Annotated in this window: 13 protein-coding genes; 5 read left to right on the top strand and 8 right to left on the bottom strand. The window is 69.8% G+C overall.

Annotated features, from left to right (window positions below; translation table 11 throughout):
- Positions 1–840 precede the first annotated feature (840 nt).
- The 7 genes from ABEA43_RS31940 to ABEA43_RS31910 form a co-directional block, all read right to left on the bottom strand.
- Positions 841–2,733: a CocE/NonD family hydrolase gene (locus ABEA43_RS31940; RefSeq protein ID WP_345567647.1), complete on the bottom strand. Its 1,893-nt coding sequence runs from the start codon at positions 2,731–2,733 to the stop codon at positions 841–843.
- 79 nt (positions 2,734–2,812) lie between these two features.
- Positions 2,813–3,061 carry a hypothetical protein gene (locus ABEA43_RS31935; RefSeq protein WP_345567646.1) on the bottom strand — a complete coding sequence of 83 codons (249 nt, stop codon included), beginning with the start codon at positions 3,059–3,061 and terminating at the stop codon, positions 2,813–2,815.
- A gap of 3 nt (positions 3,062–3,064) precedes the next feature.
- A complete protein-coding gene (locus ABEA43_RS31930) occupies positions 3,065–3,826 on the bottom strand; it encodes an ABC transporter permease (protein ID WP_345567645.1) in 762 nt (253 codons plus the stop codon).
- A gap of 9 nt (positions 3,827–3,835) precedes the next feature.
- Positions 3,836–4,648 (bottom strand): ABC transporter ATP-binding protein, encoded by an 813-nt coding sequence (locus ABEA43_RS31925; protein ID WP_345567643.1) that lies wholly within the window; start codon positions 4,646–4,648, stop codon positions 3,836–3,838.
- A gap of 155 nt (positions 4,649–4,803) precedes the next feature.
- Complete coding sequence (locus ABEA43_RS31920) at positions 4,804–5,286, bottom strand: hypothetical protein (RefSeq protein ID WP_345567641.1); 483 nt, start codon at positions 5,284–5,286, stop codon at positions 4,804–4,806.
- A gap of 158 nt (positions 5,287–5,444) precedes the next feature.
- On the bottom strand, positions 5,445–7,727 hold the full coding sequence (locus ABEA43_RS31915; RefSeq protein WP_345567640.1) for an ATP-binding protein: 2,283 nt from the start codon (positions 7,725–7,727) through the stop codon (positions 5,445–5,447).
- A gap of 226 nt (positions 7,728–7,953) precedes the next feature.
- Positions 7,954–8,328: a peptidase inhibitor family I36 protein gene (locus ABEA43_RS31910; RefSeq protein ID WP_345567638.1), complete on the bottom strand. Its 375-nt coding sequence runs from the start codon at positions 8,326–8,328 to the stop codon at positions 7,954–7,956.
- A gap of 306 nt (positions 8,329–8,634) precedes the next feature.
- Between ABEA43_RS31910 and dnaE the strand changes: the two genes are divergently transcribed.
- The 4 genes from dnaE to ABEA43_RS31890 all read left to right on the top strand — a co-directional run bounded on the left by dnaE (position 8,635) and on the right by ABEA43_RS31890 (position 15,121).
- A complete protein-coding gene (dnaE, locus tag ABEA43_RS31905; protein ID WP_345567636.1) occupies positions 8,635–12,189 on the top strand; it encodes a DNA polymerase III subunit alpha in 3,555 nt (1,184 codons plus the stop codon).
- A 112-nt stretch (positions 12,190–12,301) separates the two neighbouring features.
- The gene (locus ABEA43_RS31900; RefSeq protein ID WP_345567634.1) at positions 12,302–13,165 is read left to right on the top strand and encodes a hypothetical protein; all 864 of its coding nucleotides are present in this window, start codon (positions 12,302–12,304) and stop codon (positions 13,163–13,165) included.
- Positions 13,162–13,803 carry a hypothetical protein gene (locus tag ABEA43_RS31895; RefSeq protein ID WP_345567632.1) on the top strand — a complete coding sequence of 214 codons (642 nt, stop codon included), beginning with the start codon at positions 13,162–13,164 and terminating at the stop codon, positions 13,801–13,803. The genes ABEA43_RS31900 and ABEA43_RS31895 overlap by 4 nt, the downstream gene beginning before the upstream one ends.
- A 130-nt stretch (positions 13,804–13,933) precedes the next feature.
- On the top strand, positions 13,934–15,121 hold the full coding sequence (locus tag ABEA43_RS31890) for a phospholipase D-like domain-containing protein (RefSeq protein ID WP_345567630.1): 1,188 nt from the start codon (positions 13,934–13,936) through the stop codon (positions 15,119–15,121).
- Between the two features lie 76 nt (positions 15,122–15,197).
- Here ABEA43_RS31890 and ABEA43_RS31885 read toward each other — a convergent pair whose 3' ends face one another.
- Complete coding sequence (locus tag ABEA43_RS31885; protein ID WP_345567628.1) at positions 15,198–18,455, bottom strand: AfsR/SARP family transcriptional regulator; 3,258 nt, start codon at positions 18,453–18,455, stop codon at positions 15,198–15,200.
- A 136-nt stretch (positions 18,456–18,591) separates the two neighbouring features.
- On the opposite strand from ABEA43_RS31885, the gene ABEA43_RS31880 reads away from it, so the two are divergent.
- Complete coding sequence (locus tag ABEA43_RS31880) at positions 18,592–19,596, top strand: NADP-dependent oxidoreductase (protein ID WP_345567626.1); 1,005 nt, start codon at positions 18,592–18,594, stop codon at positions 19,594–19,596.
- Positions 19,597–19,651 lie beyond the last annotated feature (55 nt).

The raw sequence follows: 19,651 nt of genomic DNA, 5'->3' as shown, positions 1-19,651 counted from the left end.
CCGTCACGTCCGACCTTCTGCCGTCAATCTTCTACTTCAGCCTGCTGCGGGCAGTTCGTCGTGTTGCCGATAACTGCTGCTGCTGCCCGGTGGATCCGTTCCTTGCGATGCGAGAAACGATAGTACGCACAGCAGCGAATGTCTACTACGGCCGGTGCAGATTTTCGGCTCCAGGTGCTGCAGCCTTCTGGCCTGCGCGAGTGCGGTGACAGATGCCTCCGAGTGGATCCGGACGCCCCGGCCCGCGCCTGATTCTCGATCTCGGCCAGGTCTCGTTTCCATCGCCGCTCTCCAGGCGCCACCACCCAGCTCATCCGCGACAGAAAAGACCCCATCCTGGTCACCGAACTCCTCGGCCACGCTCCCTGGACACCACCCGCCGCTACGCCCTGCCCATCGAAGCCGACAAGGCTGCCGCCCTGGACGCCTCATCACCGATCACTGGACAGCCTGTTCAGCAACGCTCCCCGGCGCTCCATCTGCACGAGATCGCCTCACGACTCCCGCCGGGGCCGCCTTGCGAAGCACCGTCCGGATCGCCGCGGCGTCGCGATGACGTACCGTCCACAACCGCCGACCGCCCGAGCCGTACCCCGATGGTCATCTGGGGGTTGTCAAGCGTTCTAGCTGGTCAGTCGCTTGAAGCTGGTTAAGCCACGTAAGACGTGCAAGTCAGTCTCTCCCTTAACGCGGCTCCAGGACCTCGTTCGGACTTCGAGGGTTCGTCTGCGAGCACGTCGCGCTCGCGCAGAGCAGTGGAGGCTTGGTGCTCAGCCACGCCGTATTGCGTACGGTCGCGATCGAACCGGCCGTGACCGTACGCCAATGTCGATCTTGCTGCTACTTGAGGGGCGTGCCGTTGACCAGCGGCAGCGTGATCGAGGTGCCGGCCAGGTCGATGGTGACCTCGGCGCCGGTGCCGGGTTCGGCGTCGGCCCCGGTGCCGTTGCCGCTCTCGTCGAGGTTGAAGTCGTCGTTGGCTCCGGTCAGCACCAGGCCGAGGCGGTGGCCGGCCTTGAACTCGTAGTCCTGCGGCAGCATCTTCCAGGTGATCTGGTACGCCTTGCCCGGCGTCAGCGGTGTCGAGCGGCTCAGCGACCGGTGGTTCTGCGCGTCCAGGATTCCCCGGGTGACCACGTTGAAGTCGGAGGCCGCCGTGTTGTCGCCGGCCTTGAGGTAGCAGCCGTCGTCGTCGGCCGTGCTCTGGCCGACGCAGTCCTCGCCGCCGATGAACTTGAGGCCTTCCGCGGCCGTAGCACCGCGTTCGCGGTAGTTGATGCGGGTGTCGGTGCCGTAGTCGACGAGCAGGACGCCCAGGTTGGCGGTCGGCTTGTCCAGCTTGAGGCGCAGGCTCACCGACGGCGTTCCGGACAGCCGCATCGCGTCCTTCAGCGGCGGGGTCAGGAAGGCCAGCCGGTTGGGATGGGTGGTGCCGGGGTTGTCGGCCATCGCGACCTCGGTCTGGGCGAGGTCGAGGTAGCTGCCGGCGCCGGTGGAGGGCTTGCGGTCCAGGGAGCCGTCCTGCTGCGGCCGCAGGGTCGTCGTCCGTGCCGCGGGTGCGGGCCAGTCGGCCTGGGTGATCCACCGGTCCGGGCCGAGCTGCACGTCGACGCGGGGCCGGCGCAGGATGTCGTTGGCGACGCCCATCAGCTCGTGGTCGAACCACTGGTGCAGGGTGTCCATCCACACCTCGCGGCGGGCCCAGAACGGGTCAATGTGCCCGTACTGCGTCACCCACGCCTTGCGCGGCACGTCACGGGGCAGCTTGGCCCACCATTCGGAGAACTGGCTGCCCACCACGTTGCGGTCCTGCATGCCCATCACCGAGAACACGCTGGCGCGCACGTTGCGCGCCTGGGAGATCGTCCCGGTCCGGTAGTTGCGCTCGTCCCAGTAGGCGTTGTAGTTGCCGGTGGCGTCATCGGAGTCTTGGAGCAGCTTCTCACTCACCGCCGCGCATTTGCCCGGATCGGCGGCGACCCGGTTGGCCTGCCAGGAGGCCAGGCCCGCGAACCAGCTGAGCGTGCCGTTGATCCGTGCGTTCTCATACCCGCTGGTGTAGCCGGAGATGTTCACGATCGTCGCCAGCCCCTGCACGCCGGTGCCGGCCACGGCGGCACCGAGCGCTCCCTCGTAGGAGTGGCCGATCATCCCGGTGCGTCCGGTGGTCCAGGTGGCCTTGACCGGTTGGCCCTGGTCGTCGTAGGCGCTGGCCCGGCCGTTCAGCCAGTCGACGACCGCCTTGCCGCCCAGCACGTCGGCGGCGCCGTAGGAGGTCGGGCAGCCCTCGGACAGCCTGGTGCCGATCATGTCGACGGCCAGGTACGCATATCCGCGGGGCACGAAGTAGTTGTCGTAGGCCAGCGGGAACTTCGTCACGTTCCCGTTCGCGTCGTACTTCTTGTGATCCAGCTCGTAGCCGACGCCGGGATTGTCGTAGTACGGGCTCTCATGCATGATCACCGGGACCTTGAGCCCGGAACCTGACTCTTTCGGCCGGATGATGTCCACCCGGACTAAATCCTTCTTGCCGTCGCCGTCGCTGTCCACCGACGACTGCACCCGGACGTGCTCACGGATGGCGTCGGTGTAGGAGAAGACGGGCTGCGTGAGCCCGCCGGAGATGTCAATCTTCGGCTCCGCCGTCGCGGAGGCGGCGGGGGTGCCGGCGATCACGAGCGGAGTCGCGAGTGCGACCGCGGCGAGGAACCCCCGCCATTTCAAATCGGACATGTGCCATCCCCTTGAGCTGGTAGCTGCTATCGACAAAGGCGCTGCATCACGGGCCGCCGAGACCCTCGCGACAAGTCCGTCAGACGACGTCGAGGGCTTCGATGATCTTGCGGGTCATATCCGCCTGGGTGGGGCTGGGCTGGGCCTGATGGGTGCGGGCGGTGGCGTCGGCGGCGACGAGGACGGTGTGGCGGAAGTTGTCGGCCCGGTGGGGCTTGCCGGCGGCGTCGGCGGCCGACATCAGCGTGACGGCGCCGTACGCGGCGGTTCGCAAAGTGATCTGCCTGTTCGTCACGCCGATCTGGATCAGGACAGGCTCGCTCGCCACGGTCTAGGAGAGCTTGCGGCGGTAGGTGTTCATGGCGAAGACGTAGGCGACGACGAGGATGCCGACGCACCAGGCCAGCGCGATCCAGATGTCGCTGCCGACCGGCTGCTGGCTGAACAGGGCGCGGATGGCGTTGACGATGGAGGTGACCGGCTGGTGCTCGGCGACAAAACGCACCGGGCCGGGCATGGTGTCGGTGGGCACGAACGCCGAGCTGAGGAAGGGCAGGAAGATGAGCGGGTAGGAGAACGCGCTCGCGCCGTCGATGGTCTTGGCGGTGAGGCCGGGGATGACGGCGATCCACGTCAGCGCCAGGGTGAACAGGATCAGGATGCCGGCGACCGCGAGCCAGGCCGCCACTCCAGCCGACGAGCGGAAGCCCATGAGCAGGGCGACGAGGACGACGACCACGAGCGAGATCGAGTTGGCGATCAGCGAGGTCAGCACGTGCGCCCACAGCACCGAAGAGCGGGCGGTCGGCATGGACTGGAAGCGCTCGAAGATGCCGCCCTGCATGTCGGTGAAGAGCCGGAAGGCGGTGTAGGCGATGCCCGAGGCGACCGTGATGAGCAGGATGCCGGGCAGCATGTAGTTCACGTACGAGTCCGACCCGGTGTCGATCGCGCCGCCGAACACGTAGACGAACAGCAGCATCATGGCGATCGGCATGATCGCGGTCGTGACGATGGTGTCCACGCTGCGGGTGATGTGGCGCAGGGAGCGTCCCAGCAGGACGGTGGTGTCGCCGAAGAAATGCTTGGTCATCGTGGTTCCCTACGCGTTCGTGGCGACGTTGCGGTCATCGCCGGTGTGCTTGTGGCCGTCGGCGCCGACGAGGGTGAGGAAGACGTCCTCCAGGGTCGGCTGCTTTTCGATGTATTCGACCTTGGCGGGCGGCAGCAGCTGCTTGAGCTCGGCCAGGGTGCCGTTGACGATGATGCGGCCCTGGTGCAGGATCGCGATCCGGTCGGCGAGCTGCTCGGCCTCGTCCAGGTACTGCGTGGTGAGCAGCACCGTCGTCCCCCGGTCGGCGAGCTCCCTGACGGTCTGCCAGACCTCGATGCGCGCCTGGGGGTCGAGCCCGGTCGTGGGCTCGTCGAGGAAGATGACCGGCGGGTTCCCCACCAGGCTCATCGCGATGTCGATGCGACGGCGCATGCCGCCCGAATACGTCGACACCTTCCGCCCTCCCGCGTCGGTCAGCGAGAACCGCGCGAGCAGGTCATCGGCTATCTGGCCCGGATCGCTCAGGTGCCGCAACCGGGCGATCAGCACCAGGTTCTCCCGCCCGCTGAGGATCTCGTCGACGGCCGCGAACTGCCCGGTCAGGCTGATCGACTCGCGTACGTCGGCCGGTTGGGTGGCGACGTCGAAGCCGTGCACACTGGCAGTCCCCGCGTCGGCCTTGAGCAGCGTGGACAGGATTTTCACCGCGGTGGTCTTGCCGGCTCCGTTGGAGCCGAGCAGGGCGAAGATGCTGCCCCGCGCCACCTCGAAGTCCACGCCGCGCAGCACCTGCAGCTCTTTGTACGACTTCTGCAGGCCCTGCACGCGGATCGCAGGGCCCTGGGCCTGATGGACTGTCATCTGGACATCCGTTCTCTCGTTGTTGATGGCGCGATTGATGGCGTTGGTCAGGTGGCTCCGGTCGCTGAGCCGTTCATGTCGTTCACCATCGCCGACCGCGCTGATTCCGGGCCGTTGCGGCGCTGACGCGGCCGCTGACACGACATCGCGGATGGTCAGCAGCCGAGCCTGTCGGCGATCACACCCAGCACCTGCCGCAGATCGCGTGACATGCGGGCACGCAGGCCGATCTCGGCGATGCCGGCGGCGAATCCCGGATGCCCGGGAAGGACTCGGTGGACGCTGTGGGCCACCCGGGTGCCCGCGGGGCAGACGGTGACGGCGTACACCCCGCCGTACCAGCTCTGCACCGCCAGCCTGGACCGGGCCCGGTCCACCTGGATCTCCACCGGCTCCACGGGCCCCGCGAACTCGGCGCTGTAGGCGTCGGCGCCGGGCCCGGCCACCACGGTCATCGCTCCCTGGCGTGCCGCCGACGCCCGGGCCAGCACCAGCAGGTTGTCATCGCCCACCCGCCCTTCGGCGACGGCGAGCAGGAGTGCGGAGACGGCTGGAACGGGCGCGGGGAGTATCCCGTCCACTTCCCATCGGACGGGCAGCGCGTCCAGCTCGTCCAGCAGAAAAGGCGTCGTGTGCATGGCGATGAGCTTCGACCCGGCGGCCTGTCCGGGACAATCCGTACCGCGCCTTCCGGGACGCCGCAGATTCCACCGATATCGGGCTGGCCTGCGCTGTCACGCCCGCGAACGGCTGGTGCGCAGGTGTCCCGGGACGGGACGGGACACCGGGGCCAGACTCAGGACACCGGGGCCAGACCCGCTTGAGCCGCCGAGGCCAGATAGCTGAGGCCGTGCGCGGTGGCGATCTCCAGCGCCTCCTGGAAGTGCCGCGCCGCGGCATCTCGATCGCCTGTGGCCAGACAGGCCTTCGCGTACGGGAGGAGGCTGCGCACCATCCGATGCGGCTCACCGGCCTCTTCGAGCATCAGCATGGCCTCGGCGTGCATGGCCGTCGCCTCCTCGGCGTGGCCGAGGTGGCGCAAGGCGACGGCGACGTCTGTGCGGCTGATCGCCTCGAAGACCGGATGGCGGGTGGCCCGGCTGAGCGCGACGGCCTGCTCAGCCAGGTCGAGAGCGGTCTGGGCGGCCCCCAGGCCGAGTGCCGCCCGGCCGAGCACATCCAGGCACATCCGCTCCTTCTGCCGGTCCAGCCCGCGCGCGGTCTCGAGCAGGTCCCAGACGACCTTGCGGGCCTCGCCGTACTCTCCCAGCTGCACCAGAGCCCGCCCGAGGCGTACGCGTACGTACACGCCGGCGGCGGCTTCGCAGGGTGGCACCAGTCCGGTCGCCTGGCGCAGGAGTTCGATGGCGCCTTCGGCGTCACCGGCATACAGCCGGACCTCCGCCAGCTGTTCGATGGCGATGGCCTCGCCGACGACGTCGCCCTCCGCGGCCATCAGCGCGCGAGCCGCCTGGAGCTCTGGCACCGCCTCCGCCAGCCGGCCGGTGCGCAGCAGCGCGGCGCCCAGCAGGTACCGGTGCGAGGCGAGCATCCGGGGCGCGCCGAGCCTTTCCGCTGCGGGCATACTGACCTCGAGCCCGCGGCACAGCTGTGCCATGCCACCGCGCCGCCCGAGGGAGATCACGAAGGCGAACTGGCCGAGCCCGACCGCCGGCGCATCGACGCGCAGCTCCACGGCGAGCGAGAACGTCGCGGTGATGTTGTCCCACTCGGTGTCCAGCCAGTCGGCTCCGGCATGAGAGAGATCGGGCAGCGCGGGAGGCGGCTGCGACACGATGACCGGCACGGGGATGACGACCAGCTCGATCACGTCCTTCACGGCCAGCAGACCGCTCAGGTAATAGTCGGCCAGCCGGGCGATCGCCGGGCCGGAGTCGGCTGCGGTGTCGTCGGCGCGGGCGACCTGACGCAGCAGGTCGTGCATCCGATAGCGACCCGCCGCAGGCTCCTGCAGCAGATGGACATCGACCAGGTCCTCCAGCAGGGCACGGGCGTTGCCCAGCGAGATCTGGGCCAGGGCGGCCGCGCCGTAGGCGTCGATGTCCTCGCCCGGCACCAGCCCGAGCAGCCGGAACATCCGCCGCTGGGCGGGGTCGAGCTGCCGCAGCGACATCCCGAACACGTCCGAGACCGCCAGCTCGCCCTCGCGCAGCCGTTCCGCCAGGGTGTCGAGCGTCCACGCGGGCCGGTGCCGCAGCCGCGCGGCGGCCACCCGGATGGCCAGCGGCAGGTTCCCGCATCGGCGCAGCACCTCGCCGACGTCACCGGGCCGGGTCCCGCCCGCGGAGGCGACGAACAGCTCGGCCGCCTCCTGCGTCGGCAGGACGTCCAGCGAGATCGGCTGGACGGCGTCCAGCTCCACCAGCCGCCGGCGGCTGGTGATCACGACAAAGCTCTCGCCGGCGCCGGGCAGCAGATCGCGTACGTGAAGAGCATTGGCGGCGTTGTCCAGCAGCACGATCGCGCGCCGCGTCGCCAGCTCCGACCGCCACAGCGCGGCCCGTTCGGCCACCCCGTCGGGAATCCTGCCGGGCGGCACTCCGAGCGCGGCCAGCAGCACGCGCAGCGCCTCGGCGGGCTCGACCCGCTCCTTGCCCGGAGTGAACCCGTGCAGGTCCAGGTAGAGCCGGCCGCTGGGGAAGTCGGCGGTCAGCAGATGCGCGGCGTGTACGGCCAGCGCGGTCTTGCCGACGCCGCCCATGCCGTCGATCGCCACCATCGTCGTGTTCCGCGCGGCGTCGAGGAGGGCGGCCAGCTCCTCCCTGCGGCCGGTGAAGGCGGTGACGTCGTGCGGCAAGTCGTTGCGCACCGGCGCGGCGGCAGCCGTACTCACCTGAGGCCCCTCCTTGGCCCGCTCCCACACCTCACGCAGCAGCCTCGGATCACGACCGGCCGCCTTGCACAGCGCCACCACCGCCGGCCAGGGCGGAACAGCCTGGCCGGCGAAGTAGCGCGACAGCGAGGAACTGCTGACGTGGACGTCGCGGGCCAGCTCGCGCAAGCTCCGCCCGGTCGCATCACGCAGCTGCCGCAGCCGCCCCGCCAACTCCTCGCTCATTCTTGCCAGCCCTTCGCAAAGCTCTAAATGGCCCCAAACTATGGCGCGTCGAAAGCGAAGCGGCTACGACCTCGCGCACGATTGGGCCGCGATCTCACTCGCGGGGCGATGACGTTCAGGAGGTTACAGCGGGGCGGCCGTCGGCTCAGATCCGAGGGCCGAGGAACCAGGCGGGGCACCGAGCTCGATGACCGGGAAGCCGGTGCCCTGCGAGTGGTTCAGGGCCTTATGGCCGGACGTACTTGATGGAGCTGGTCTTGTTGTCGAACCCGTTGTTCGTCAGGTCGCCGTCCGAGGAGCTCGGGCTCGCCGCGTAGCCGTACGCGCCGGAGCAGTTGGAGGTGTTGTAGAACTGCACCCTGGCGGCGCTGTTGTTCCGCATGGAGCTCGCCTTGTTGTTCACTCTGGCCACGCTGTAGCACAGGTTCCAGCCTTCGAACATGAACTCCTCTTCTGCGCCCTCGAACTTGTCGTGCTCGTACAGGCAGAAGGCCAGCGCGCAGGAGCTCGCCGCCTCGGCCTGCGCGGTGGGGCCGGCTCCCATCAGGCTCAGCAGGGTCAGTGCCGCCACACCGGCGCCGCGCACTCTCGCTCGCTTCATGCACACCTCATTCTCGGGGAACCGAAGTCGGGGTGATCATGTCAGGTGCATGCCGGAAAATTCCACGAATTTGGTTAAGTGGTGGACATGTGCCGTGTCAGCGCTCCAGCCGCACCCCGCTCTGGTCGAAGTGCCGCTGGAAGGGGGTGTTTCAGCAGATCATCCGCAGTGCGGCCGATCTTGCACGGAGCGTGGGCAACAGGGTGACAACAACCTGTTCGGGCCTGTCTGGCATCGCCCCAACAGCCTCATGAGAAGGAATAGGCTCAGGCGAGAACTTTGGGCCGGCGCGCAGTTGGGGGATGGGTGAGCAAGTCGTTCGTGCACCTGCATGTTCACACCGAGTACAGCATGCTGGACGGGGCAGCAAAGATGAAACCCCTGTTCAAGGAGGCCGAGCGGCTGGGCATGCCGGCGATCGCGATGTCCGATCACGGGAACATGTTCGGCGCGTACGAGTTCCAGTCGGTGGCCAAGAACAGCCCGGTCCAGCCGATCATCGGGATCGAAGCCTATGTGGCGCCCGCGTCGCGCTTCTTCAAGAAGCAGGTCTTCTGGGGGTCCCGCGCGGAGACCGGCGTCGCCGACGGCGAGGGCGGCAAGGACGTGTCCGGCGGAGGCCGGTACACCCACATGACCATGTGGGCCAAGAACGCGACCGGGCTGCGGAATCTGTTCCGGCTCTCCTCCAAGGCCTCGTTCGAGGGCTACTACGGTAAGCCGCGCATGGACCAGGAGCTGGTCGCCGAGTACGCGGAAGGGATCATCGCCACCACGGGCTGCCCGTCCGGCGCGGTGCAGACCCGGTTGCGGCTCGGCCAGTTCGACGAGGCGGTGCGCGTCGCGGGCGAATATCAGGAGATCTTCGGCCGTGACAGCTACTTCCTGGAGCTGATGGACCACGGGATCGACATCGAGCGGGAGGTCCGGGCCGATCTGCTCAAGCTGGCCAAGCATCTCGACATCCCGCTGCTCGCCACGAACGACTCCCACTACGTGACCGAGGACCAGGCCGACGCGCACGACAGCCTCCTGTGCGTCGGCGTCGGCAAGAACAAGGCCGACCCGAACCGGTTCCGGTTCAACGGCTCCGGCTACTACCTCAAGTCCGCGGACGAGATGTACGCCCTGTTCCCCGAGCTCCCGGACGCGTGCGACAACACGCTGCTCGTCGCCGAGATGGTCGGCGACTACAGCGAGGTGTTCGCGGAGGTCAACCGGATGCCGGACTATCCGGACGTGCCCGAGGGGGAGACGCAGGAGTCGTGGCTGCGCAAGGAGTGCGAGCGCGGCCTGGAGCTGCGGTACGGCACCCCGGTCCCGCCGGAGGTGCTGGACAGGTACGAGACCGAGATGAAGGTCATCGGCCCGATGGGGTTCTCCTCCTACTTCCTCGTGGTCGCCGACATCTGCCGGCACGCCCGCGACAACGGCATCCCGGTCGGGCCCGGCCGAGGGTCGGCGACCGGCTCGATCGTCGCCTACGCCACCCGCATCACCGAGCTGGATCCGCTGGAGCACGGGCTGCTGTTCGAGCGGTTCCTCAACCCCGAGCGGATCAACCCGCCCGACGTCGACCTCGACTTCGACGACCGCCAGCGCGACCGCATGGTGGCGTACGTGACCGAGAAGTACGGCGAGGAGATGACCGCGCAGGTCAACACGTTCGGCACGATCAAGGCCAAGGCCGCGGTCAAGGACTCCTCCCGCATCCTCGGTTACCCGTTCGCGGTGGGCGACAAGATCACCAAGGCGATGCCGCCGGACGTCATGGGCAAGGGCGTGCCGCTCGCCGACCTGTTCAACAAGGACCACCCCCGCTACAACGAGGGCAACGAGATCCGCGCCCTGTACGAGAACGACAACGACGTCCGCCAGGTGATCGACACGGGCCTCGGCATCGAAGGGCTCATCCGCGGCACGGGCGTGCACGCGGCCGCGGTCATCCTGTCGTCGGATCCGCTGCTCGACCTCATCCCGATGCACAAGCGGGACAAGGACGGCGTGATCATCACGGGGTTCGACTACCCGAGCTGCGAGAACATGGGCCTGGTCAAGATGGACTTCCTGGGTCTGCGGAACCTGGGCATCCTCGACCACGCCATCAAGATCATCGAGCAGAACAAGGGGGTGAAGCTCGACACCCTGACGATCCCGCTCGACGACGAGACGACCTACCGGCTGATGGCCCGCGGCGACACCCTGGGCGTGTTCCAGCTCGACGGCGGCCCCATGCGGCAGCTGCTCAAGCTGATGGAGCCGACCCGGTTCGAGGACATCGCGGCCGTGCTCGCCCTCTACCGGCCGGGCCCGATGGCGGCCAACGCGCACACCAACTACGCGCACCGCAAGAACAACCGCCAGGACATCGACCCCATCCACCCCGAGCTGAAGGAGGCTCTGGAGCCGATCCTCGGCCCCACCTTCCACCTGCTCGTCTACCAAGAGCAGATCATGGCCGTGGCCCGTGAGCTGGCCGGATACACGCTCGGCGGCGCCGACCTCCTTCGCCGCGCCATGGGCAAGAAGAAGAAGGAGATCCTGGACGCCGAGTTCGCCAACTTCCAGGCCGGCATGCGCGGCAACGGCTACTCGGACGAGGCGATCCAGGCGCTGTGGGACGTCATGCTGCCGTTCTCCGGCTATGCGTTCAACAAGTCGCACACCGCCGGCTACGGCCTCGTCGCCTACTGGACCGCCTACCTGAAGGCGAACTACCCCGCCGAATACATGGCGGCGTTGCTCACCTCCGTGGGCGACGACAAGGACAAGGCCGCCGTCTACCTGGCCGAATGCCGCAAGATGGGCATCCAGGTCCTGCCGCCGTGCGTCAACGACTCCCAGCTCGACTTCGTCGCCGTCGGTGACACCCAGGTCCGCTTCGGGCTCGGCGCGGTCCGCAACGTCGGCGAGAACGTCGTGGAAGGCATCGTCAAGGCCCGCAAGGAGAAGGGCCCCTACACCGACTTCAACGACTACCTGGCCAAGGTGCCGCTGACGGTCTGCAACAAGCGGGTCATCGAATCGCTGATCAAGGCGGGCGCGTTCGACGCGCTCGAACACCCGCGCAAGGCCCTGCTCATGATCCACGAGCAGGCCGTCGAGTCCGTCATCGACATCAAGAAGAACGAGGCCCACGGCCAGGACTCGCTGTTCGGCGGGATGGACGACGACGGCGACGACGCGGCCTTCACGATCGCCATTCCCGAGATGGAGTGGGACAAGAAGACCAAGCTCGACTTCGAGCGGGAGATGCTCGGCCTGTACGTGTCCGACCACCCGCTGGCCGGCACCGAACGGCTCCTGGCCCGCAACCGGGACACCACGATCGCCGACCTGCTCGACAGCGGCCGCGACGACCGCGGCGACGTCCGCGTGTGCGGGCTGATCACGAAGGTGGACAAGCGGGTCAACAAGGCCGGCAATGTGTGGGCGATCGCGACCGTCGAGGACATGGACGCCGCCGTGGAGTGCCTGTTCTTCCCCAAGAGCTACGAGCTGTACGCGCCGGAGCTGCGCGAGGACGTCGTGGTGTCGGTGGGCGGGCAGATCAACAACCGCGACGGAGCCATCAGCATCTTCGGGCAGGACCTGACGCCGCTCGACGTGTCCGGCGTCACCAGCGACGCGGGGCACCCGGTCACCCTGCAGCTGCGCGAGGAACGCATCAACCCGCAGCTCGTGGACGAGCTGCGTAACGTGCTGAAGCTGCACGAGGGGCCGGCGCCCCTGCTGATCAACCTGCGGCGCACGGCAGGGAAGACGATGGTGCTGGCGGTGCCGGAGTTCCGCGTCAACCCCGAGCCGTCGTTCGCGGCCGACATCAAGCAGTTGTTCGGTCCGGAGGCGATATCGCTCTGATCCATCGGCCCAGGCCCCAAAGGACACAGGAAGCTTCCGTACCGTAACCAAACATTGCTTTGCGTATGCTTAGGTGTTCTTTGACATTTCCTGTGTCGGATGGGGTTAACGGGTGTCAAGGTACGGCTGGCGTCATTCGGTGTTCGCGCCCGTGGTGGGACTGGCGGTCTCCGCGCTGCTCATGATCGCCGGAATGGTGGAGGCGCTTCTGGTGTCCGTGGGCGCGGCCACGGCGCCGGTGGCCGCGGAGCTGGTGGTCACGCTCATCATCGCGGTGTTCCTGACCACGGTGCTCAGGATCGTCCGGGCCATCCCGGACATCCGGCGGGAGAGCGAGGCGACGGCGCGGGCGGTGACGAGCATCCAAGCCGTGACGCCGGGCGAGGACACGCTGGTGGGGCGGCGGCTCCGGCTGTTCAAGGAGGCGGCTGAGGCCGGGAACGACTGCGAGGCCGTGCTGAGCGCCCGTTCCGCGCTGGACGACAGCGAGATGGTGAACAAGCACCACCTCGACCACGCGCTGATCTGGGCGCTGCCGGTCTTCGGGTTCATCGGCACGGCGCTGACGATGGGCGCGATGGTCAGCTCGTTCTCCAGCGCCCTGGACAGCAAGGGCGACCCCGGCGTCCTGATCGCCGCGCTCAAGCAGCACGTGCTGCCCGAGCTGGCCTCGGCGTTCGGCGTCACGCTGATCGCGTTGTTCCTGAGCGTGCTCGCGTTCGGCTCGATGGCCCTGGTCGAGCGGGCGGAGCGGGCCAGCGTGGTGGAGGCCGACGAGGTGTTCCTGATCTACATCGCGCGCCTGCCGGCCAAGCAGGCGGCGCCGGCCATGCACGGGCTCACCCAGGAGCTGGCCCAGTCGAGGGGCCGGACGGAAGAGCTGGTCAAGGGCCTGGACGCGCTGCGCACGGCGGTGGAGCGGCTGAGCGCCGCCGAGAGCCGGCCGCAGAAGTACACCCTGGTGAGGGACCAGTGAGGAAACGACCCGTCAGGTCGTTCGCACCGCCGCTCGACCTGCGTTTCATCGACCTGTTCATGGCCATCGTGCTGGCGCTGTCGTTCGTCGCGATCATGCTGACGGTCGTGGCGCGGATGCTGCCGACGGAGGCGGCCACGCCGCCCCCGCGCCAGGAGACGAGTCAGGTGACGCGCCAGGAGCTGCGCCAGAACGTGGCGCAGCTGAAGAAGCAGCTCGACGCCGCCGTGGCGGCCAGGCAGCGGGCCGAGGCGGAGCTGCGTACGGCCCAGGCGCAGTTCGCCGACCAGACGGCCTTCGCGCTGCCCTGGTGGCTGATCGGGTTCTGTGCCGTGCTGGGGGTGCTCGCCGTGTTCATGAGCTGGCGGATCCGGCTGTGGAACAAGGGGAACCTGCCGCGCCTGCGCAGCTGGCTGGTCATCACCGTGGTGGTCGCGGCGGTCACGATGGTGATCAGGTCGCTGAGCGACGCCGACGGCTATCTGCTGCTGGCCGAGATCCCCTGGTGGGGCGCGGCCGCCCTGTGCCTGGGGCTGTTGCTGGTCGCGTACGTGTTGATCACTGACATCCGGGACAGCCGCAGCACGCTCGGCAAGATCAAGGTGCGGTCGGCGAGCGGCTCTGCGCCCGGCCAGTAGCAGATGTTCCCTGATCGTTCAGCGGGCTGTCGGCAGGCGGTCACGGTGATCGGGGGTGACGACTCCACTCTTTATATCGGCTTGCCCGTAATCAAGATCAGGGCTGGTCGTAACGCTGGAGGAGTTCCGCATGCCGAGCAAGTTCCTGTCCGTCCTGACGATGGGCGCCACGGCCGCCGCCGTGCTCGCGAGCGGCGCGGGCACGCCCGCCGCCGCCCAGGCGTCCACCTGCGCCGACGCCCCGCGCGGGCCGGTCGTGACCGGAGCGGTGTTCAGCGAGCCGGTGGGTGGTGACCCGGCCGCCATCGTGCGCGAGCTCTGCGGGCTGGTACGGCAGACGCCCGCGGGTGCGACCATCCAGATCGCGCACTTCGTCATGTCCGGAACGGCCGGCACGGAGTTCGTCGCCGAGCTGGTGAAGGCGCACCAGCGCGGGGTCAAGGTGCGGGTCATCCTGGACGGCGACACGCGGGGCGCGGCGATCGCGGCCCAGCTCGCGACGGCGCTGGGCACCGACGCGGCCGGCGACTCCTGGGTGCACGTCTGCACGGGACCCATGTCGGGCGGCACCGCGGCCTGCATCGGGGACAAGGGGCAGCACAACAAGTTCTACCTGTTCTCGCGGGCGGGCCGGGCCTCCGACGTGGTGGTGCAGTCCTCGGCCAACCTCACCGACCTCAACTCCACGACGTACTGGAACAACGCGGTCGTCCTGCCGGGCAACCGGCGTCTCTACGCCGCGCACGAGTCCTACTTCGGCGACCTGGCCGCCGAGCGGAAGAACCTGGACTACAACCGCGTCGTCCAGACGGGCTCGCGCGGCGGCTCGGTCCTGGCGCACTTCTTCCCCCGCGCCCAGGGCGACCCCATCGTCGACTACCTGGACAAGGTCTCCTGCCGGGGCCGTACGAAGCTCCGGGTCGGCATGTCCGAATGGGACACCTACCGCATCGCCATCGCCGAGCGGCTGCGCGACCTGGCGGGCGACGGGTGCGCGGTGCAGATCGTGTACGGGATCATGGACGAGGAGGTCAAGGCCGTGCTGGCGGCGCAGCCGCGCATCGAGCTGGCCACCCTCGGGTCGGGCAGCGCGCTGCTCGGGCGGATCCACTCCAAGTACCTGCTCGTGGAGGGCTCGTACGACGGGGACCGCGACGCGCGCCGGGTGTTCACCGGCAGCCACAACTACAACGAGACGTCGCTGCGGCGTAACGACGAGACGTTGCTGCAGCTCAACGACAAGGACGTCTACCGGCAGTACGTGGCGAACTTCGACAGGATGCGGGCCGCGGCAGGGGCCGCGCAGACGTCGAGCTGACGGGCCACGCTCGCACCCGCGCGGATCGGATCCTGGAGCGGTCAGCGGTCAGCGGTCAGCGGTCAGCGGTCAGCGGTCAGCGGGCCGGCACGGTCTCGGGATCCGTACGGGTGCCGAGCTCGAACTCGGCGGCGAAGCGCTCATCCCCGAGCGCGTGGCGCAGGGCCCGGGTGATGCGATCCACGTCCCCTCGCTCGGCCGGTGGCAGCGGCGCGCCGACCGAACGGCGGAGGGCGGTGGCGATGCCGAGCAGGCGGGCGGCGCGCGGCGCGTCCCCGGCGAGCCGGTGCGCGCCCGCCAGGCCCTCCATGGACAGGGCGACCGCGCGGGGGTCGCCGATCGCGCGCGCCGAGCCGAGCCCCCGCAGGTGCAGCCGCAGGGCCGCATCGGCGTCGCCGAGCTGCTCCGCGGCGAAGCCCAGCTCCGCCAGGACCAGCGCCAGGCCGGGCTCCCCGCCGACACCCCGCAGCCAGTCCACCCACTTCGACAGGTGGGCGCGGACCTCCTCGTGCCTGCCCTGACGGCGGGCGCTCAACGCCAGCCCCACTTCGGCGAAGTGCTCGGCCACCTTGTCGAACTGCCCGGCGGCCAGCACCATCGCCCGCCGGTGCAGCTCGTCGGCCCCCGTCAGGTCGCCCTCCAGCAGGCTGATCCGGCCCAGGCCCGACAGCCTGAACGAGACGTCGCCCCAGAGCGACAGCTCCTCCGCCATGCGCAGGCCCTCCCGGTGCAGGCGGGCCGCCCGCGGATAGTCCCCGCTGATCTCGGCGAGCTCGGCGAGCGTGTTGGTCGCCTTGACCTGGCCCCACTGGTCGCCGAGTGCGCGGAAGATCGCCTCGCTCTCCAGCGCGTCGCTCTCGGCGGCGGACAGCTCGCCGCGGGCACGCGCGATCGTGGCCCGGACGCTCAGCGCCGCGGCGACGCCCCAGCGGTCGTCCAGCGCGCGGCAGCTCTCCAGCGCCTCGGCGAGGAGGCCGGAGGTGGCGGACAGGCCGGTGAAACCGCGCTGGGCGTAGCTGAGGAACCATTGGGTCCTGGCGCGGGCGCGGGGGCCGGCGATTCGCTCGTACGGGATCGGGGTGATCTCGTCGGTGCCGCTGCTGAGCAGCAGCGATATTCCCGTACGCCAGGCGGCGGCCTGGACGTCGGCGCTGACCTCCAATGCCAGGTCCAGCGACCTGCGGGCCTCGGCCAGGCGGCCGCGTAGCACCCAGTACCAGGCCAGCGCGTTGACCAGCCGGGCGGCGTCCTCGCCCGCGCCGAGCTGCGCGGCGGACTCCAGGGCCGTGCGCAGGTTGGCCCACTCGCTGTCCAGTCGCTCCAGCCGGCGCCGCTGGTCGTGGCCGTGGAGGTGCGGCTGGGCGCGTTCGGCGAGGCCGGTGTAGTAGCGGAGGTGGCGGCGGCGGAGCTCGTCGTACTCCCCGGCCTCGCGCAGGCGCTCGGCGCAGTAGTCCCTGACGGACTCCAGGAGCCAGTAGCGGGGGCCGTCGGCGCTGTCGGCCATGGTGACGAGCGAGCGGTCCACCAGGCGGGCGAGCAGGTCCAGCACGTCGATCCCGGGCTCCGCCGCGACCTGCTCGGCCGCGTCCAGCGCGCACCCGTCGGCGTGTACGGCCAGCCGCCGCAAAACCACGTGTTCCTGCTCGGACAGCAGGCTCCAGCTCCAGTCGATCATCGCGCGGAGCGTCTGCTGCCGTGCGGGCCCGCCACGCCTGCCCGAGGTCAGGACCCGGAACCGGTCGTCCAGGCGGTCAGCCAGCTCGCGCACGCCGAGGGCGCGTACGCGGGTGGCGGCCAGCTCCAGCGCGAGGGGGATCCCGTCCAGGCGGCGGCAGATCGCCGCTATGGCGGAGGCGTTGTCGTGGTCGAGCTCGAACCCGGGCGCCGCAGCGGCGGCTCTGGCCACGAAGAGCGCCACCGCGCTGGAGGTCTTCATGCCCGACGGCGTCGCGTCCTGGGCCGGCAGGTCAAGCGGGGGCACCGGCCACAGCCGCTCACCGGCGATCGCCAGCGGCTCCTGGCCGGTGGCGAGGACCCGCAGGTCCGGCGCCGCCCGCAAGAGCGCCCCGGCCAGTGCGGCGACGGCCTCGACGACGTGCTCGCAGTTGTCGAGCACGAGCAGCATGCGCCTGGCACGCAGTGCCCCCGCCAGCCGCCCCAACGGCCCCTCGCCGGCCAACCTCCCCAACGGCCTTGCGCCGGCCGTCCGTTCCAACGGCCCCTTGCCCGGCAACCGCTCCAACGGTGCCGGTCGGGTCAGGGGGTCGGCTGCAGGGGTGACGTCGTCGCGGATGCCGAGCACCGAGGCCACCACGTCGGCCACGGCAGCCGCCGAGCCGCCGGAGGCGCGTTCGAGGCCGGCCAGCTCCACCAGCCAGACGCCGTCGGCGAACGTGTCCTCGACCGACCGCGCGACCTCCAGCGCGAGCTGGGTCTTGCCCACGCCGCCCGGCCCCGTGAGGGTGACCAGGCGGGACGACTCCACGAGGGCGCGGACCCGGGTCAGCGCTTCCGCCCGGCCGACCAGGTCGGTCACCGCCGCGGGCAGGTTGGTGCGGGAACGTGCCGGGGCGGCGGCCGGAGCCTGCAGCGCCGGGTCCTGCCTGAGCATCGACGTGTGCAGCGCCACCAGCTCAGGGCCGGGATCCGCCCCGAGTGTGTCAGCGAGGTGCTCGCGCAGGTCGGCGTAACCGGCCAGGGCCTCGCCCGCCCGGCCCGCGCGGTAGAGGGCGAGCAGCTGCGCGGCGCGGAGCCGCTCGCGCAGCGGATGGCGGGCCACCAGGTCGCCGAGCTCGCCGGTCAGCAGGCTGTGCTCGCCCAGCTCCAGGCGTACCTCGGCGTGCTCCTCCAGCGCCACCAGCCGCTCCTCTTCGAGCCTGGCGGCCACCGGGCGGGCGAACTCGGCGTCGGCGAAGTCCGCGTACGCCGGCCCCCGCCACAGCGCCAGCGCGTCGGCCAGCAGCCCAGCGCGCGCCCGGGCGTCGCTCGTGGCGCGTGCCCGCGCCGTCATGGCCAGGAACCGGCCCGCGTCCACGGCGTCGGCGGAGACCTTGAGACGGTAGCCCGGCGACTGGGAGTCGACCAGGTCCCGCCCGCCGGGCTCGGCGGCCTCCAGCGCGCGGCGCAGCTGGGAGACCCTCGTGTGCAGCGTGCCGACCGGGTTGCGGGGCAGCCGCTCGCCCCACAGGTCGTCGATCAGCCGCTCGGCCGGCACCGGGCGGCCTTCGTGCGCGAGCAGATCGGCCAGCAGCGCTCGGACCTTCAGGTCGGGGATCCGTACGGGCCTCCCGCCGGCCGTCCAGACGGCCTGCGGGCCGAGCACCCCGAAAAGCATGCCGGAAGGTTACCCGAGCACCGGAAACCGGCCCAGGACCGGGGCTTGCGGCGGGACCTGCAGCGGACCTGCAGAAGACCCGAAGGGCCAGGAGGCAGGGTGAAGCCATCGAACCCGATCGACTGAAGGAACCGACATGATCAACCGTGTGTACCGGCTCGCCTCCCGTCCGCTCGGCGAGCCGCGTCCGGAGAACTTCGAGCTGGTGGAGGAGGAGGTGCCGCGGCCGGGTGCGGGACAGATCCTGGTGCGCAACACCTGGATGTCGGTCGATCCCTACATGCGGGGCCGGATGGACGACGCGGAGTCGTATATTCCGCCGTTCCAGGTCGGCGGCCCGCTGGAAGGCTCCGCCGTCGGAGAGGTGATCGCCTCAGAGGCCGGGGAGATCCCGGTCGGCGCGACGGTGTCGCACTTCCTGGGCTGGCGGGAGTACGCCCTGCTGAACGCCGCGGAGGCGACCGTCGTGGACACCGGCATCGCGCGCCCGCAGGACTACCTCGGCGCGCTGGGCACGACCGGGCTGACGGCGTACCTGGCGCTGACCGTGATCGCGCCGGTGCGGGAGGGCGATGTGGTGTTCGTCTCCGCCGCCGCGGGAGCGGTCGGCAGCATCGCCGGGCAGCTCGCCCGCAAGCTCGGCGCCGCCAAGGTGATCGGCTCGGCCGGAGGGCCGGACAAGGGCAAGAAACTGATCGAGACGTTCGGCTTCGACACCGCGATCGACCACCGGGCCGGCTCGGTGGCCGGGCAGCTCGCCGCCGCCGCGCCGCAGGGCATCGACGTGTACGTGGACAACGTCGGCGGCGACCACCTGGAGGCCGCCATCGGCGCGCTCAGGACCCACGGCAGGGCCGCTCTGGTAGGCATGATCAGCCAGTACAACGCCACCGGGCCGGTCCCAGGCCCGCGCAACGTCTACGACCTGGTCACCAAGCGCCTCTCGTTGCGCGGCGTGCTGGTGACCGATCATCTCGACCGCTTCCCGGAGTACATCGGGAAGGCGGCGGCCTGGCTCACCGACGGCACCCTGCGTACCGAGGAGACCGTGTTCGAGGGCATCGAGCAGGCACCGGCCGCGTTCCTCGGCGTGCTCCGCGGCGCCAACACCGGCAAGATGCTCGTCCGGCTCGGCCGATGACCGGCGACGGCGGCCGGGCTGAAGGAGATCGGGCTGAAGGAGGCCGGGCTGAAGG

The organism is Nonomuraea rosea (assembly GCF_039539705.1).
In the GTDB taxonomy this organism is placed as follows: Bacteria; Actinomycetota; Actinomycetes; order Streptosporangiales; family Streptosporangiaceae; genus Nonomuraea; species Nonomuraea rosea.
The sequence above is the reverse complement of the archived record's forward strand: the minus strand, read 5'-3'. Positions and strand labels throughout refer to the sequence as shown.

Excerpts from the sequence above, each read along its gene's own strand:
- ABEA43_RS31940 (WP_345567647.1), bottom strand. The coding sequence starts at position 2,733 with ATGTCCGATTTGAAATGGCGGGGGTTCCTCGCCGCGGTCGCACTCGCG.
- ABEA43_RS31925 (WP_345567643.1), bottom strand. The coding sequence starts at position 4,648 with ATGACAGTCCATCAGGCCCAGGGCCCTGCGATCCGCGTGCAGGGCCTG.
- ABEA43_RS31910 (WP_345567638.1), bottom strand. The coding sequence starts at position 8,328 with ATGAAGCGAGCGAGAGTGCGCGGCGCCGGTGTGGCGGCACTGACCCTG.
- ABEA43_RS31885 (WP_345567628.1), bottom strand. The coding sequence starts at position 18,455 with ATGCTTTTCGGGGTGCTCGGCCCGCAGGCCGTCTGGACGGCCGGCGGG.
- ABEA43_RS31880 (WP_345567626.1), top strand. The coding sequence starts at position 18,592 with ATGATCAACCGTGTGTACCGGCTCGCCTCCCGTCCGCTCGGCGAGCCG.
- ABEA43_RS31890 (WP_345567630.1), top strand. The coding sequence starts at position 13,934 with ATGCCGAGCAAGTTCCTGTCCGTCCTGACGATGGGCGCCACGGCCGCC.
- ABEA43_RS31920 (WP_345567641.1), bottom strand. The coding sequence starts at position 5,286 with ATGCACACGACGCCTTTTCTGCTGGACGAGCTGGACGCGCTGCCCGTC.
- ABEA43_RS31930 (WP_345567645.1), bottom strand. The coding sequence starts at position 3,826 with ATGACCAAGCATTTCTTCGGCGACACCACCGTCCTGCTGGGACGCTCC.
- ABEA43_RS31915 (WP_345567640.1), bottom strand. The coding sequence starts at position 7,727 with ATGAGCGAGGAGTTGGCGGGGCGGCTGCGGCAGCTGCGTGATGCGACC.